The 15,406-nt window shown below is 31.3% G+C and carries 14 protein-coding genes and 1 tRNA gene; 2 read left to right on the top strand and 13 right to left on the bottom strand.

What is annotated here, in order from left to right:
- Positions 1-6: 6 nt before the first annotated feature.
- The 3 genes from HKP59_RS01850 to folB all read right to left on the bottom strand — a co-directional run bounded on the left by HKP59_RS01850 (position 7) and on the right by folB (position 1,478).
- Positions 7-867 carry an MBL fold metallo-hydrolase gene (locus tag HKP59_RS01850; protein ID WP_291802947.1) on the bottom strand — a complete coding sequence of 287 codons (861 nt, stop codon included), beginning with the start codon at positions 865-867 and terminating at the stop codon, positions 7-9.
- Positions 868-962: 95 nt separating this feature from the next.
- Positions 963-1,033, bottom strand: a tRNA-Cys gene (locus HKP59_RS01845).
- 85 nt (positions 1,034-1,118) lie between these two features.
- Complete coding sequence (folB, locus tag HKP59_RS01840; protein WP_291802945.1) at positions 1,119-1,478, bottom strand: dihydroneopterin aldolase; 360 nt, start codon at positions 1,476-1,478, stop codon at positions 1,119-1,121.
- A 285-nt stretch (positions 1,479-1,763) separates the two neighbouring features.
- Here folB and HKP59_RS01835 point away from each other — a divergent pair, with 285 nt between their 5' ends.
- Positions 1,764-3,443 carry a glutamine--tRNA ligase/YqeY domain fusion protein gene (locus HKP59_RS01835; protein ID WP_291802944.1) on the top strand — a complete coding sequence of 560 codons (1,680 nt, stop codon included), beginning with the start codon at positions 1,764-1,766 and terminating at the stop codon, positions 3,441-3,443.
- A gap of 55 nt (positions 3,444-3,498) precedes the next feature.
- Positions 3,499-3,711 carry a DUF6515 family protein gene (locus HKP59_RS01830; protein ID WP_291802943.1) on the top strand — a complete coding sequence of 71 codons (213 nt, stop codon included), beginning with the start codon at positions 3,499-3,501 and terminating at the stop codon, positions 3,709-3,711.
- On the opposite strand, the gene HKP59_RS01825 is transcribed toward HKP59_RS01830, so the two are convergent.
- The 10 genes from HKP59_RS01825 to HKP59_RS01780 form a co-directional block, all read right to left on the bottom strand.
- Positions 3,708-4,682, bottom strand: coding sequence for a DUF4837 family protein (locus tag HKP59_RS01825; RefSeq protein WP_291802942.1), 975 nt, complete (start codon positions 4,680-4,682; stop codon positions 3,708-3,710). The two genes, HKP59_RS01830 and HKP59_RS01825, sit on opposite strands and share 4 nt — an antisense overlap.
- Position 4,683: 1 nt before the next feature.
- On the bottom strand, positions 4,684-6,225 hold the full coding sequence (locus tag HKP59_RS01820; RefSeq protein ID WP_291802941.1) for a lytic transglycosylase domain-containing protein: 1,542 nt from the start codon (positions 6,223-6,225) through the stop codon (positions 4,684-4,686).
- Between the two features lie 6 nt (positions 6,226-6,231).
- Positions 6,232-7,182, bottom strand: coding sequence for an OmpA family protein (locus HKP59_RS01815; protein WP_291802940.1), 951 nt, complete (start codon positions 7,180-7,182; stop codon positions 6,232-6,234).
- A 22-nt stretch (positions 7,183-7,204) separates the two neighbouring features.
- Positions 7,205-7,963 carry an exodeoxyribonuclease III gene (locus HKP59_RS01810; RefSeq protein ID WP_291802939.1) on the bottom strand — a complete coding sequence of 253 codons (759 nt, stop codon included), beginning with the start codon at positions 7,961-7,963 and terminating at the stop codon, positions 7,205-7,207.
- A gap of 7 nt (positions 7,964-7,970) precedes the next feature.
- The gene (locus tag HKP59_RS01805) at positions 7,971-9,791 is read right to left on the bottom strand and encodes an AMP-binding protein (protein WP_291802938.1); all 1,821 of its coding nucleotides are present in this window, start codon (positions 9,789-9,791) and stop codon (positions 7,971-7,973) included.
- Between the two features lie 6 nt (positions 9,792-9,797).
- On the bottom strand, positions 9,798-12,092 hold the full coding sequence (locus tag HKP59_RS01800) for a transglycosylase domain-containing protein (RefSeq protein ID WP_291802937.1): 2,295 nt from the start codon (positions 12,090-12,092) through the stop codon (positions 9,798-9,800).
- Positions 12,089-12,592 (bottom strand): gliding motility lipoprotein GldH, encoded by a 504-nt coding sequence (locus HKP59_RS01795; protein ID WP_291802936.1) that lies wholly within the window; start codon positions 12,590-12,592, stop codon positions 12,089-12,091. The genes HKP59_RS01800 and HKP59_RS01795 overlap by 4 nt, the downstream gene beginning before the upstream one ends.
- Positions 12,567-13,883, bottom strand: coding sequence for a regulatory iron-sulfur-containing complex subunit RicT (ricT, locus tag HKP59_RS01790; RefSeq protein ID WP_291802935.1), 1,317 nt, complete (start codon positions 13,881-13,883; stop codon positions 12,567-12,569). Before ricT ends, HKP59_RS01795 begins: the two co-directional genes overlap by 26 nt.
- A 112-nt stretch (positions 13,884-13,995) precedes the next feature.
- Positions 13,996-14,226, bottom strand: a complete 231-nt coding sequence (locus HKP59_RS01785) for a ferredoxin (RefSeq protein WP_291802934.1) — start codon at positions 14,224-14,226, stop codon at positions 13,996-13,998.
- The coding region (locus HKP59_RS01780; RefSeq protein WP_291802933.1) for a peptidase U32 family protein at positions 14,226-15,406 on the bottom strand (1,181 nt) is incomplete at its 5' end. The genes HKP59_RS01780 and HKP59_RS01785, both read right to left, overlap by 1 nt.

Raw genomic sequence — 15,406 nt, 5'->3', positions numbered from 1 at the left:
CTTATTTTAATTAAATACTTCGTTAAATTTATATGTTTGGTCTAATCGTACTCCTTTTTCAGTGTGTTTTACAGTGCATAATTCATTACTCGCATCATGTTCAAAAAATAATAGGTAATTATGATCCGCTGCTTTATTTAGAAAAGTTGCTTTTTCATCCATTGTTAATAACGGACGCGTATCGTACCCCATTACATATGGCAATGGAATATGACCAACTGTAGGTAATAAATCTGCTACAAATACAATAGTTTTATCTTTATATTGAATATGTGGAATCATTTGCTTTTCGGTATGTCCATCTGCAAATAAAATATCAAAACCTACTTCTGAGTTTTTTACAAAATCTCCAGTAGGTAAATTCACAAAATTTAATTGTCCAGTTGCTTCAATTGGGTTGATATTTTCTTTTAAAAATGATGCTTTTTCTCTAACGTTTGGTTCAACAGCCCATTGCCAATGATTTTTATTGCTCCAAAATTTAGCGTTTTTAAATGCTGGTTCATATCCAGTTCTATCTTTATTCCATTGAATGCTTCCTCCACAATGATCAAAATGTAAGTGCGTCAAAAATACATCGGTAATATCATCTCTATGGAAACCATATTTTGCCAATGAAGTGTCTAAAGAAAAATCTCCAAACATGTAATAATAACCGAAAAACTTATCTGATTGTTTATTTCCAACACCGGTATCAATTAAAATAAGCCTATTACCATCTTCAATAAGCATGGTTCTGAGCGCCATATCTATTAAATTATTACTGTCTGCCGGATTTGTTCTTTGCCATAAAACTTTTGGAACCACGCCAAACATAGCGCCACCATCTAGTTTAAAGTTCCCTGTTTCAATTGGGTATATTTTCATTTAATAAATTTATGAGCACAAAGATACAAGAATTTGTATGTATTTTAGTGTTAAAAAAAAGCAAAAAACCTAAGCGCATGCTTAGGTTTTTATTGAGGCATCGAGCGGATTCGAACCGCTGTAGGAGCTTTTGCAGAGCCCAGCCTAGCCACTCGGCCACGACGCCTTATTTGGTTTGCAAATTTAAGTATTTTTAATTTGTTGGCAAGAATTTTTATGATTATTGTTTATTTATTCATTTAATTATAACGTTATTTTCTGCTTTTACTCATTTCTATAGTAACCATAGCAACATTACCTCCTATTGGAGGATTTAATTTTGAAACTGCAACTTCTGCTTTTTTTACTAGAGAAATTTCAAATAAAATTCTATCTAAAATACGTTTTGCGACTTCTTCTAATAATTGAGAGCGAATTGCCATTTCTTCCTTTACAATTTTATTTAAAAGCACATAATCAACTGTATCAGAGAGATTATCAGTTTTTGCAGATTTAGATAAATTTGCCTTAACCGCTAAATCTACACGATAATCTGAACCAATTTTTCCTTCTTCAATTAAACATCCGTGATATGCGTAAACCCGAATATTTTTTATTTTAATTGTTCCCATTTTATAATTCTTTATACAAAGATAAGCTCTTTTTTAAAGCGTTAGGTATTGAACTGTCTGTTTGAACTCTTTTTTAATTTTCATCTAGACAAATTGATAGTGAAATACTTATATTCATGAGCTTCTTATTAATAAAATAACAAGAACGAGTTAAGCCTAAATATAAGGGAACATATAAATTATACTTATTTTTATTCCATAAAACTGAAACATTATAGCTTTGAAAATTTTGTAGTTGAATTGCCGAAAAAAATCGATAATTTTGCAGCTTATTAGTTTTGTATTATGGAAGAAGAAAAAAAGTCGTTAAATTTTTTAGAACAAATTATTGAAGAAGATTTAGCAAACGGGTTACCTCAAGAAAAATTACGTTTTAGATTTCCCCCCGAACCAAATGGGTATCTGCATATTGGCCATGCGGCTTCTATTTGCTTAAATTTTGGATTAGGATTAAGATACAATGCGCCTGTTAATTTGCGTTTTGATGATACAAACCCAGCAAAAGAGGAGCAAGAATATGTTGATTCCATAAAACACGATGTGAAATGGCTTGGTTTTGAGTGGGATAAAGAATTATACTCATCAGACTATTTTCAACAATTATTTGATTGGGCTGTTCAACTAATTAAAGAAGGGAAAGCATATGTTGATAACCAATCTTCAGAAGAAATGGCAAAACAAAAAGGAACGCCTACTGAACTTGGAACTAATAGTCCGAACCGAGATAGACCTATTGAAGAAAATTTAGCACTTTTCTTACAAATGAAAAATGGAGAGTTTGAGGAAGGTTCTCATGTTTTAAGAGCTAAAATAGATATGAAGCATGTAAATATGCATATGCGAGACCCAATTATGTATCGTATTCTTAAAAAACATCACCACAGAACTGGCAACGATTGGTGTATTTACCCAATGTACGATTGGACGCATGGTGAAAGTGACTATATTGAGCAAATTTCACATTCCATATGTACATTAGAATTTAAAAGTCATAGAGATTTATACGATTGGTATGTTGACCAAGTTTATGACACTTCGAATTTAAGACCAAAACAACGCGAATTTGCACGTAGAAATTTAAGTTATACGGTGATGAGTAAGCGTAAATTATTGCAATTAGTGGAAGAGGGGCTTGTAAGTGGTTGGGATGATCCACGAATGCCTACAATTTCTGGTTTACGCAGAAGGGGTTATACACCAGCATCTATACGAAATTTTAGTGATACTGCCGGTATTTCTAAACGTGATAATGTTACTGACGTTGCTTTATTAGAACACTGTATTAAAGATGATTTAAACAAAACAGCACCACGCGTGATGGCAGTTTTAGATCCTGTAAAAGTAATAATTACCAATTATCCTAAAGGAGAAGAAGAGTTTTTAGATGCAAATTATAATGATTATGCTGAAGGTTTTGGTAGTAGAGCAGTTCCTTTTTCACGTGAAATATATATAGAAAAAGAAGATTTTAGAGAGGAAGCTAATAAAAAATTCTTTCGTTTAAAATTAGGAAAAGAAGTACGTTTAAAAAATGCATACATTATTAAAGCTGAAAGTTGTGTAAAAGATGAAAACGGTGAAGTTACTGAAATTCATTGTACATACGATCCAAATTCTTTAAGTGGAAGTGGTACAGAGGCTAGTAAGCGTAAAGTAAAAGGAACATTGCATTGGGTTTCTGTTAAACATGCTATAAATGCTGAAGTTAGAGTCTATGATCGTTTATTTACAGATGAAGCACCTGATGGGCATAAAGACAAAGATTTTAAAGACTTTATCAATCCAAATTCTTTAACAATTATTGATGCATTTGTGGAACCAAGTTTAAAAAACTCTAAAAATTTAGATAGATTTCAGTTTCAGCGTTTAGGGTATTTTTGTGTTGATAAAGATACAACCTCAACTAAATTAGTTTTTAATAGAACTGTTCCATTAAGAGATAGTTGGGCTAAAATGGACAACTAAAATTAAACCTTTATAAAGCTAAAGAGTCTTATAACTAAACATAAATTTACTAGTTATGAGACTCTTTTATATTGTGCTTTTTTTTATAATTTCAATCTCCTTTAGTTCTTGTGTAACTGCTGTACGGGCAACACCTTCAAATGCTGTAGTTATCTATAAACTACCCAAAACACATAAAGTCGTTTTTATTAAAGGGAATCGTTATTACAAGTGGAACGGAAAACACTATAGAAAAACATCAAAAGGATATGTTGTTGTTTGCGTTTAATTAATTTCTAAGGTTTTCAAAATTCCTTCCAACTCAAACATATAATCGCGCTTGTTAATTGAAGGTGCATAGGTAAATCCTTCTACAACAACTAGTCTATTATTTGGTTTATCAACTACAGTATAACTAAGGAAAGGACCTGCCATATACAGATTTTTAACTTCCCATTTTCCTCGAGTTTCAAAAGCTTTTTTTCCATCTAACTCAACTTCAAAAATATGAGGTGTATATGCTTCTTCTGTAATCATGTACGACCCTTCAATTTGGCCTGGTATATATTTTTCACCAATCATATCTCTCGTGGCAACAATATTATTTCCATTTTCATCATCTTCTGAAGTGATTGGAACCGTATAAGAAATTAACTCCATACTATTTCCTCCAAATAAGTGATAACGATACCAAATAAAATCTCCATTATCTTCTACTTTACTATAATTTTCGGGGATTTTAATAGAATATCCTTGTTTGTTAAATGTTTCAATTGTTGAAGGCTCCCAATAACCTTGGAGAATTTTGTGTCTAACTGCCCTTAAATCTGATTCTTTAAACTCAGAAATGATAGACACGCTATTTTTTTTAATCTCATTTATGAGTTCTTCTTTACTTCTACCGGTAATCGTAATAATTTTCTGAGGAGATGCGTAAACATCTGTATTTATTGTAAATGAATTTTCAGCTGCAATACCAATTTTTAAAATGCTTCTACTTGCTTTAAACATACTTCCAAAACTTTCTAATGGTACTTGAGACACTTCAAATTGAGCTTCAGGCTGCGGCAAACCTAACACAGGTTCAGCAATAAACTTTCTTAATTCATCACCTATGTCTCCTTGCCATTCGCTATTCTTCATGACAATAAGCAGATTGTTAATTCTTCCGTTAGCCTCACTTAACACTCTTTTATTATTTCCTGAATCACAAGAAATTAAAAACGTAACGATTACTACAAAAATTCCTAGATTTTTCATGTTATTTTTTAAATATTTTTAATTTGGTCCCTGGCTTTAAACTTTTAACGCTCCAAATATTGTTCCACTCTTTAATATCTTGTAAAGAAACGTTTTCGAAATTTTTTGCAATCAACCATAATGAGTCTCCACTTTTTACTGTATAAGTAGTAAATGGTCCTGTTGGAACTGCTTTTTTTGTTGGAGCTTTGCTTGATGTTGAAGTAACACTAACATTCAATTTTCTTGGGTAAATTGTTAAACGTTGTCCAATTCGCAAACGCGTACTTCTCATATTGTTCCATTGTTTAATTTTAGAAACAGAAACTCCATAGCGATCTGCTATTTTACCTAAATAATCACCACTTTTAACTCTATACAGTATTCGGTCATTCATTTCAACATACTCTGGTAGCGGCTTTTCACGCTTTGCCTCTTCAGCACTCGCATACGCATAAATTTGTTGTTCGTTACTAACAAAATTTCCAATATCCTTCACAGGTAAAGTCAATGTATAATTCTTCCCTTTAATAAAAGGAATAATATCTAATTTATATTGTGGATTTAAGTACTGAAGAACCTCTATATCAATATTTAAGGTCTCATAAATTTGCTCGAAAGTTAATTGTCTTTTAATTTGAACAGTGTCTGTTTCAAAATAATTCAATGCACTTTCTTTGGACTTTATATTGTGTTCATTTGCATATTCAAAAATGTATAATGTGGCGTAAAAAGCTGGAACATACCCAGCTGTTTCGCGTGGTAAATTATGACGGATATTCCAATAATTTTTGCTACCTCCAGAGCGTCTAATAGCTTTATTTACATTTCCAGGACCTGAATTATATGCAGCTAGCGCCAAATCCCAATCTCCAAATATTTTATATAAACTTGACAAATATTTACAAGCAGCTTCAGTTGCTCTATAAGGGTCTGAACGCTCATCAACATATGAGCTTACGTTTAAATCAAACTGTTTCCCTGTTTGGTACATAAACTGCCATAAACCTTTTGCCCCAACACGTGAGCGTGCTCTTGGTTTTAATGCTGACTCTACAATTGCTAAATATTTCATTTCCAACGGAATATCATATTTGTCTAGTTGTTCTTCAAACATTGGAAAATAATAGCGAGCTCTTTCCATTAAATTTGAAAATGCAGATTTTCTTCTTTTCAAGTATGTTTTAATTACTTGTTCTAAACTTTTATTATACTCAATGTGAAATGGTGTTTTGTTATCTAAAACTTCTAATCGCTCTTTTAGCAGCTCTGTTGGAAGTTCTTGTAGTTCGTCTATTACTAATTCATCATCTCTTAAAACATATTGAATGGTATCATATAAAGGTGACTTTATCAATTCATTTAACCACAAACTATCTATTAAAGTAGCTTCTTTATGAACTTTTAAAGTTAAGGAATCTGCTTTTTTAAAAAACAACGTGTCATTTGTTGAAAACAACTCTTTGGTATCTTCAATTTTTTGAGGTTGTAAAGTATCTGTTTTAGACTGTGAATAACCAAAACAACTTACTACTAAAAATAAAATAGGTACTAATTTACGCATTCAATATTATTCATTTAAAAGTTTTGAAATTTCATCAAAATTAGGTGCTAAAATAATCTCAATTCTTCTATTTTTTGCTTTTCCAGCCATTGTTTTATTTGAATCAACAGGTACAAATTCACCTCTTCCTGCAGCTGTTATTTGAGTTGGATTTACTCCTTTTTCCTTTAAAATTCTAACAATTGCAGTCGCTCTTTTTACTGATAAATCCCAGTTATCTAATAATGTTTTTCCAACATAAGGGTCGTTATCCGTGTGTCCTTCAATAAGCACTTGAATATCGGTATTTTCAGATAAAACACTCGCTAATTGCTCTACTGCTTTCTTCCCTTCTGAACCAACTGCCCAACTTCCTGAGTTAAATAATAATTTATTTTCCATAGAAACATAAATTTTTCCATTTTTATGAACTACAGTTAATCCTTTGCCTTCAAAATTGTGCAAAGCGTCAGAAATTGCTTGTTTTAACTGTTGCATTTGGGCTTCTTTTGCATCGATTAACTTTTGAAGTTCTGTTATTTGTTTTGAGCGTTGGTCTAACTCTTTTTGAAGTTTTTCTAAACGCATACTTTCTGTAGCTAATGTTTTTTCCTTCTCTTCAAGTTTTGATAATAACTCTTGATTTTTTTTAGATTGCTCAGCTAATTTTTTAGAACTTTGAGTTGATAGCGCTTTATATGATTCGTCTAAATTTTTATAGCTATGTTTAAGCGATATAAATTCATTTTGTAAAATTTCCTTTTCGTCTGATAGCTCATTATATTCATTTTGAAGCTTTTCTAAATTCGATGTTAACTTGTTTTTTGAAGCTAATAAATCATCTTTTTCTTGAATCAATGCAGAATTTGAAGCTTTTAATTTTTCGTATTTACTATCTAATTCTTGATATAATTTTTTAGAAACACATGAACTTAATGTAATAACTGCAATTATAAAAACTATTATTTTTTTAAACATATTCCTAATTTTTTAATTCTGATTATTCAATTTCAACAACTATTGGGCAATGATCTGAATGTTTTGCTTCTGGCAAAATATAAGCTCTTTTAATCCTATCTTTCATTGGTTCGCTTACCATATGATAATCTATTCTCCAACCTTTGTTATTATTTCTAGCGTTTGCACGATAACTCCACCAAGAATAATGATGAGGTTCTTTGTTTAAATATCTAAATGAATCTATAAAACCACTATTTATAAATTCTCCAATCCAATCTCTTTCAATTGGTAAAAACCCTGAAACACCTTTCATTTTTGGGTTATGAATATCAATTTCTTCATGGCAAATATTATAATCTCCACAAATAATGATATTAGGAATTTCTTTTTTTAACTCGTTTACATACTCCTGAAATTCAGCCATATAATTTAACTTAAAATTGAGTCGAGCATCATTAGTTCCGGAGGGTAAATACAAACTCATTACGGAAAAATCATCAAAATCGATTCGAAGATTTCTTCCTTCAAAATCCATGGTTTCAATACCTGTACCGTATTCTACATGATTTGGCTTGTGCTTGGATAAAATTGCAACACTGCTATACCCTTTCTTTTCAGCTGAAAACCAATAATGAAATGGGTAACCTGCTTCTTCAAATAAGTTTAAATCTAATTGCTCCTTATGTGCTTTTGTTTCCTGAATACAAATCACATCAGGACTTGCAACTTGTAACCAATCTATAAATCCCTTTTTTAAAGCGGCTCTAATTCCGTTTACATTATATGATATTATTTTCATAAATAAATTAACTGTTTTCGTATAAATCTCTTAGTTTTCTGCGCATTACTTTATTAGATGCAGTGCGAGGTAAACTATCAATTTTAACTAAATCGGTTACTTTAAATAACGGATTTAACTGCTTTCTAATACAAGATTTTGCCTCGTTCAAACGTTCTTCATTTGAAAGATTTGATTTAATTTCAACATAATAAACAACCAATAAACTTGGCCCTCCATTTTTTGGTGAAACGGCGATAGCTGCACTTTCTTTAATAAATTCTAACTGATTTAAAACTGCTTCAATTTGAATGGAGCTCACTTTTATTCCCCCCAAATTAATTGCATCATCAACTCGCCCTTGTGCCTTATAATAGCCGTTCTCTAATTGCTGTAATTCATCTCCATGGCGACGTAATAATTGGCCTTTATAAGTTGGTGTACCTTTATAATAAACATCAAAATGGTTTCTATTTAAAAGTGTATTAGACAAGCCCATAACCGGAGGTATTATAAATAACTCTCCTTTGTTTGATTTGTTGTTGTTTTCATCTAATAAAACAAATTCACCTCCTAATGCCTGCGTAGAAAATGTACTTGCTATATTTGGTTGTACCATCGTACTAGTAACATATCCTCCTCCAATTTCAGTTCCGCCACAATATTCAATAACTGGTTTATTATTAGCTAATTGCATTAAATATTCCATTTCTGATGGATTTGAAACTTCACCAGTAGAGCTAAAACATTTTATAGAATTCCATTCTAAATTTTCCATACAGTTAGATGTTTTCCAATGTTTTACAAAGCTTGGAATTACACCCAACATAGTAACTTGTGCATCTTGTACAAATTTGCCAAATTCTACACCCATTGGTGCTCCATAATATAAGGCAATTGATGCTTTATTAATAAGGGCTGCAAAAACCAACCAAGGTCCCATCATCCAACCTAAATTTGTTGGCCAACAAACCACATCATTTTTATGAATATCTTGATGATAATAACCATCGCTGGCTCCTTTTATTGGAGTGGTGTGTGTCCAAGGTATTGCTTTCGGCTCACCTGTTGTTCCAGATGAAAATAAGATTGTAATAATATCATCAGGGTTTTGAATTACCGTTGAAAACTCTTTTTTTGAGCTTAAAAATTCAGTCCACAATATATCATTTTCTCTCAAAGAAACATTTGTATTTGAAACTTTTAGAACTACTGCTTTGGTATCATTTAATTCACAAACCTTTTCAAAAAGAGGTAATTCTTTGCCTGCTCTTTGCAACACATCTTGTGTGAAAATTACTTTTGGTTCTGTAATTTTTAAACGAACTGCAATTTCGTTTGGTGTAAAACTATCGGCTATTGTTACAATAGGCATTCCAGCCTTAATACCCGCTAAATAAATAGCTACAGCTTCCAATGTCATTGGCATATCAATAGCTATTTTATCTCCTTGTTGTAAACCTAATTCAACTAAACCATTTGCAATTTGGTTTACTAATTTTAACAGCTCTATTTGTGAAACTTTTTGAATTTCTTTTCCTTCTTTTTGAAAAATAAGTACGGTAGCTTCATCTTCATTCTGAAAACAAGAATCTATGATATTTAATTTTGCGTTTTTTAACCATTTAGGATTTTCAACACCTTTAGAAATATCTAGGAATGAAGTATATTCTTTCTCTAATTTAATGCCTAAATTTTTAACAGTAGCTTCCCAAAATTCTTCTTTATTACGGACTGACCATTTCCAAAAATCTTGATAATTTTCAAATCCGTTTGCTTGCATCATTTTGTAAATGTTGCTGTGCTTAATAGTTTTTGTTGATGGCTTCCAAAAAGGTTTTATACTCATTTCAAATTAAAATTCTGGATCTTCCTCAATAATATCATCTAGATTATCCCCATCTACATTAGTTTCATCGCAATTTACCTTGATACTGAGATTTTTAGGTTTTTCAAACTCATCTTGACTAATATTCAAATTAGCATCTGCATATAATTTCTTATAATATAATGCCCAAATAGGTAAGGCCATAGAAGCTCCTTGCCCATAGGTAATTCCGGCAAAATGAGTTGCTCTGTCTTCTGCACCAACCCAAACTCCAGTTGCTAAATTTGGCACAATTCCCATAAACCACCCATCAGACTGATTCTGTGTAGTTCCTGTTTTACCTGCTATAGGATTTGTAAACTCATATGGGTAACCAGTTGCTACATTATCTGGATAAGATCCCCATTTAGTTCTTAAACGAATCCCAGAACCACCATCTGTAACCCCTTCAAGTAAATTGATAACTACAAAAGCGGATTCTTCACTTAATACCTCTTTAGAATTTGGTACAAATTGTTCTAAAACAGTACCATTTTTATCTTCAATTTTTAACAACATCATTGGTTCCACTTGCAATCCTTTATTCGCAAAAGTTGCGTATGCTCCTACCATTTCATATAAACTTAAATCTACCGAGCCTAATGCAATTGCAGGTACCGCTGGTATTTCACTTTTTATACCAGCTCTTTTAGCTAAACTAACCACATTTTGTGGGTTTACCATATCTATTAGTTTCGCAGTAATTACATTCACTGAGCCAGCTAACGCTTGTTTTAAAGTAAGTTCTCCACCATAATCATCACTTGAATTTTTTGGAGTCCAATCCTCTGGCATTCCATATTTTTCCTTAGGAATGGTATATGGGGTATTTGGAAATTTATCACAAGGTGATAAGTTTAACTGATTGATTGCAGTTGCATAAACAAAAGGTTTAAATGTTGAACCTACCTGCCTTTTTTGTTGTTTTACTGCATCAAATTGAAAGTGCTTATAATCAACACCACCAACCCAAGCTTTCACATGACCTGATTCTGGTTCTACTGATAACAATCCCGATCTTAAAATATGCTTGTAATAACGAATTGAGTCTTTTGGTGATAAAATAGTGTCAATATCTCCTTTATAAGAAAACACTTTCATATTCACTTTTTTATCAAATGAAGCTCTAATTTCCTTTTCAGAAGCACCTGATTTTTTCATTTGCCTCCAACGATTAGAGCGTTTCATTGCTTGTTCCAATGTACTAGTAATTTGTTTTCTATCTAAGTCATAAAAAGGAGCGGTTCTATTTCTTTTTTGTTCTTTAAAAAATATTCTTTGTAAATTAGACATGTGCTCATTCATTGCTTCTTCTGCATACATTTGCATTCGAGAATCTAAGGTTACATAAATCTTTAATCCATCACGATGCAAATCATATTGACTACCATCAGGTTTTGGATTATTTTTAATCCAAGTTTTCATAAAATCACGTAAATATTCTCTAAAGTAGGTTGCAGATCCATCACTGTGATCTTCTCTATGAACATCTAGACCTAAGTCATTTAACTGTAATGAATCTTTTAATTTTTTTGAAATGAAATTATTACGTTCCATTTGCTTCAATACAACATTTCTTCTGTGCAGTACTGTGTCTACCCTATATTCCTTTAATGGGTTAAATAGCGACGAGTTTTTTAACATTCCTACTAACATAGCAGATTCAGAGACTTTTAAATCAATTGGTTCTTTTCCAAAATAGATTCTTGAAGCAGAGCGAATACCAACCGCTAAATTTAAAAAGTCGTACTTATTTAAGTACATTGTTAAAATTTCTTGTTTGGTATATTGCCTTTCTAATTTAATTGCTATAACATACTCCTTTACCTTTTGTAAAATTCTTTCTGGTAGACTTCTAGAACCTTCTCCATGAAATAATAATTTAGCCAATTGTTGCGTAATAGTACTACCTCCACCGCCTTTACCCATTTTTGCAACGGCTCTAAATGTTGATTTAAAATCTATTCCTGAATGGTCGTAAAAACGTTCATCTTCTGTAGCTACTAATGCTTTTATTAAATTATCTGGTAAATCTTTAAATTTTACTGGTGTTCTATTTTCTTTAAAATATTTACCTAATGTTTTTCCATCTATTGAAATCACTTCAGAAGCTAAGTTCTTTTCTGGATTTTCTAATTCTTCAAATGAAGGTAGCGCTCCAAAAACACCCCAAGAAGCCAATAAAAATAATAGTATTAAAGCCGAAGTTCCACCTAAAATAACAATCCAAAACCATTTTATATAGATAAAAAAATTATTTTTAGTAGTTGTGTTTTTTTTCATTTTTTAACTTTTTCTATTCGTAAACCTACATCTGTAATTCCTTGTAAAGGTATGATGCCTTCAACATCATTTATACTTCGTGTGGCGTGTTGTACACTAAATTTATAATCTCCTTTTTCAGAAAAAATAACATTTTCTTTATAAAAAAGTTTATTTTCTTTAATATCTGTAAAACCAGAACCTAACCAATTTCCAAACGGATCAGTCATTTCATATTCTAGTGTGTCAACAATTTTATAACCACTTGGAAATTCCATTTTTGCAATTAAAAATAAAGAGTTAAACTCATATTTTTTATTGTTTCTTATATTTATAAACACATTTCTTGTAGAAATAGTATCTGAATTAAATACAATAAAAGAAATATTTTTTTCTGAACTCCATTGATGATTTTCAATTGATTTATAATCATCAAAAATCATATTAGAGTCACATGATATGAGTAAGAATACACCTATTAAAAATAGAATATAGTTATGTATTTTTAGTTTCGTTTGCACTTTTTCTTGGTGGTCTTCTTTTTTTGTTTCTAGTTGCTTTTTTAACAGGTTGATTTGAATTAGGTTTTTGCTGTTTTTGAGCTTGGTTTTGCTGATTTGGATGTTGTTTTTTACCTGTCTTATTGTTTTTATGTTGAGGTCGATTTGTTGCTTGTTGTTTTTTTAAATTTCTAGATTTATTTCTTTTCTTTTTTTGCTTAGGAGCATCAAATCTTGTTAAACTATCTTGGCCAACAACATTTTCAAATTCTACCTTTGCGACAACAGCTAAATCTAATTCGTACTCCTCTAAAGATTGAACCAGTTCTTTATTTTTATTTAATTCAATTATTTCTTGAACTTGTTCTAAAGTAAGTTTAAACCATTTCGCTCTATTTTCTTTATAAGTATACCAAAGTAATCCTTTAAATATATCCATTTTAATAAACATCGCGTCTCCTTTATGAGTCTTTAAAATGGTATCTTGTCTTGGAAAACCTTTAAGAGCATCTAAATAAGTATCTAGTTCATAATTTAAACAACACTTTAGTTTTCCACATTGACCTGCTAATTTTTGTGGATTTAATGATAATTGTTGGTATCGTGCTGAAGAGGTATTTACATTTCTTAAGTCTGTTAACCACGTAGAACAACATAATTCTCTACCACAAGATCCAATACCGCCAAGTCTCGCTGCTTCTTGTCGAAGTCCAACTTGTTTCATCTCAACTCTAATACTAAAAGCACTAGCAAAATCTCTAATTAATTGCCTAAAATCGACTCTTTCCTCTGCGGTGTAATAAAATGTAGCTTTATTTCCATCACCTTGATATTCCACATCAGAAAGCTTCATTTTTAAACCTAGCCTACCTAATATTTCTCTACCCCTAAATTGTGTGTCATATTCTTTATTACGTGCGGCAGTCCAAACGTCTATATCCTTTTGAGTCGCTTTTCGGTATATTTTTTTTATATCTTCACTATCTATTTCAATCCCCATTTTCTTCATTTGAACTTTTATAAGTTCACCCGTAAGTGAAACTGTTCCAATATCATGACCAGGATTTCCTTCAACTGCAATAATATCACCTATTGAAATTGGTAAATTGTCCACATTTTTGTAAAAATGTTTTCGTCCATTTTTAAAACGAACTTCAACAATGTTTATAGGGTCTTGACCTGTTGGTAAAGACATATTGCCCAACCAGTCAAAAACAGAAAGTTTTTCACAATCTCCTGTGGCACAACTTCCATTACTTTTACAACCTTTTGGTACGCTATTTATATCTGAAGAGCAACTATTACAGCTCATATTATTTTTAATTTTTATGGTGTTAAATAACATTAACATTTTAATGTTATAATCTTCACTAATTTGTAAAGATAAATTAAAATTACTAACTGTAAAACGTTACAAATGGTTTTTAAGTTTGCTTTACGTCAATAATTTTTACTGGACAGGCTTCTTTAGCTTTTATGCTATCTTCAAAAATAGTTTCGTCTGGAGACTTGATTGTGAAAAACCCTTTTTTTTCTTTTGAATGAAGCAATACAGATTTACCATCTTTTTTAGACATTTGAAACTGAGATGGCGCTAGTTCAACACAGTAATTACAACCAATGCATTTAGCTCTTTGCAAGGTAATAATTACCATTAAGCTTCCACTTTATTTTCGACAATTTTATACAACTTGTCTGAAGGTCTTATCCTAAATTCAAGTGGAATTGTAACGGAATCTCCTTTCTGTCCCTTTTCTCCCTTTACATCATTTATATACATTTCTTTAACTTCCATTTCTTGTGCTCCCGTTGTAGGGCCTGTAATTAAAATAGTATCTCCAATAGTAATATCGTATGCTTCAATTTTAAATTCACCAATATTTGCTTTTGGGAAAAAATGCATTCCTTTGCCTAGATATACTTTCTTTTGAGTTGCATGACTACCAGAACCTTTGCTCCATTCTCCTAATTGCTGACCTAAATAATAGCCACTCCAAAAACCTCGATTATAAACTTTTTCTAATTCTTGCATCCACGAAATTACATTTTCTTTGCTATAAGTACCATCTTCAATACTATCAATAGCATCACGATAACATTTAATTACTTTAGCTACATATTCAGGTGCTCTACCTCTTCCTTCAATTTTTAAAACTTTTACACCGGCATCAACTATTTGATCTAGAAAATCGATAGTACATAAATCTTTTGGAGACATAATGTACTCATTATCTAATTCCATTTCAACTCCTGTTTCCTGATCTATTACGGTATATTTTTTTCTACAATTTTGTTTGCAAGCTCCTCTATTTGCCGATGAGTTATGATTGTGTAAACTCATATAACATTTTCCTGAAACTGCCATACATAAAGCACCGTGTCCAAATATTTCAATTTCAACTAATTTTCCTGAAGGTCCACACACATTTTCTTTTTCAATTTGCTCAGTAATTTTTTTTACTTGACGCAAGCTTAGTTCTCTACTTAACACCATAGTGTCAGCAAACATAGCGTAAAATTTAGCAGTTTCAATATTAGTAATATTAATTTGAGTTGAAATATGCACTTCCATTCCTAGAGCTCTAGCTGAAGCTATTACTGCTTGATCCATTGCTATTACAGCTGTAATATTTGCTTCTTTTGCTTTTTGGAGTAAGGTTTTAACTATTGTTAAATCGTGATCGTAAATTATGGTATTTAATGTGAGATATGTTCTTACATTCTTAGCTTTACATCTGTCGGAAATTTCTTGTAAATCATCTAGGGTAAAGTTTATAGATGCTCTTGCACGCATATTTAATTGCTCAACACCAAAATAAATTGAATCTGCACCGT

It is taken from the genome of Lutibacter sp., from assembly GCF_013041805.1.
GTDB lineage: Bacteria > Bacteroidota > Bacteroidia > Flavobacteriales > Flavobacteriaceae > Lutibacter.
This window is presented reverse-complemented; position numbering and strand designations above follow the sequence as displayed.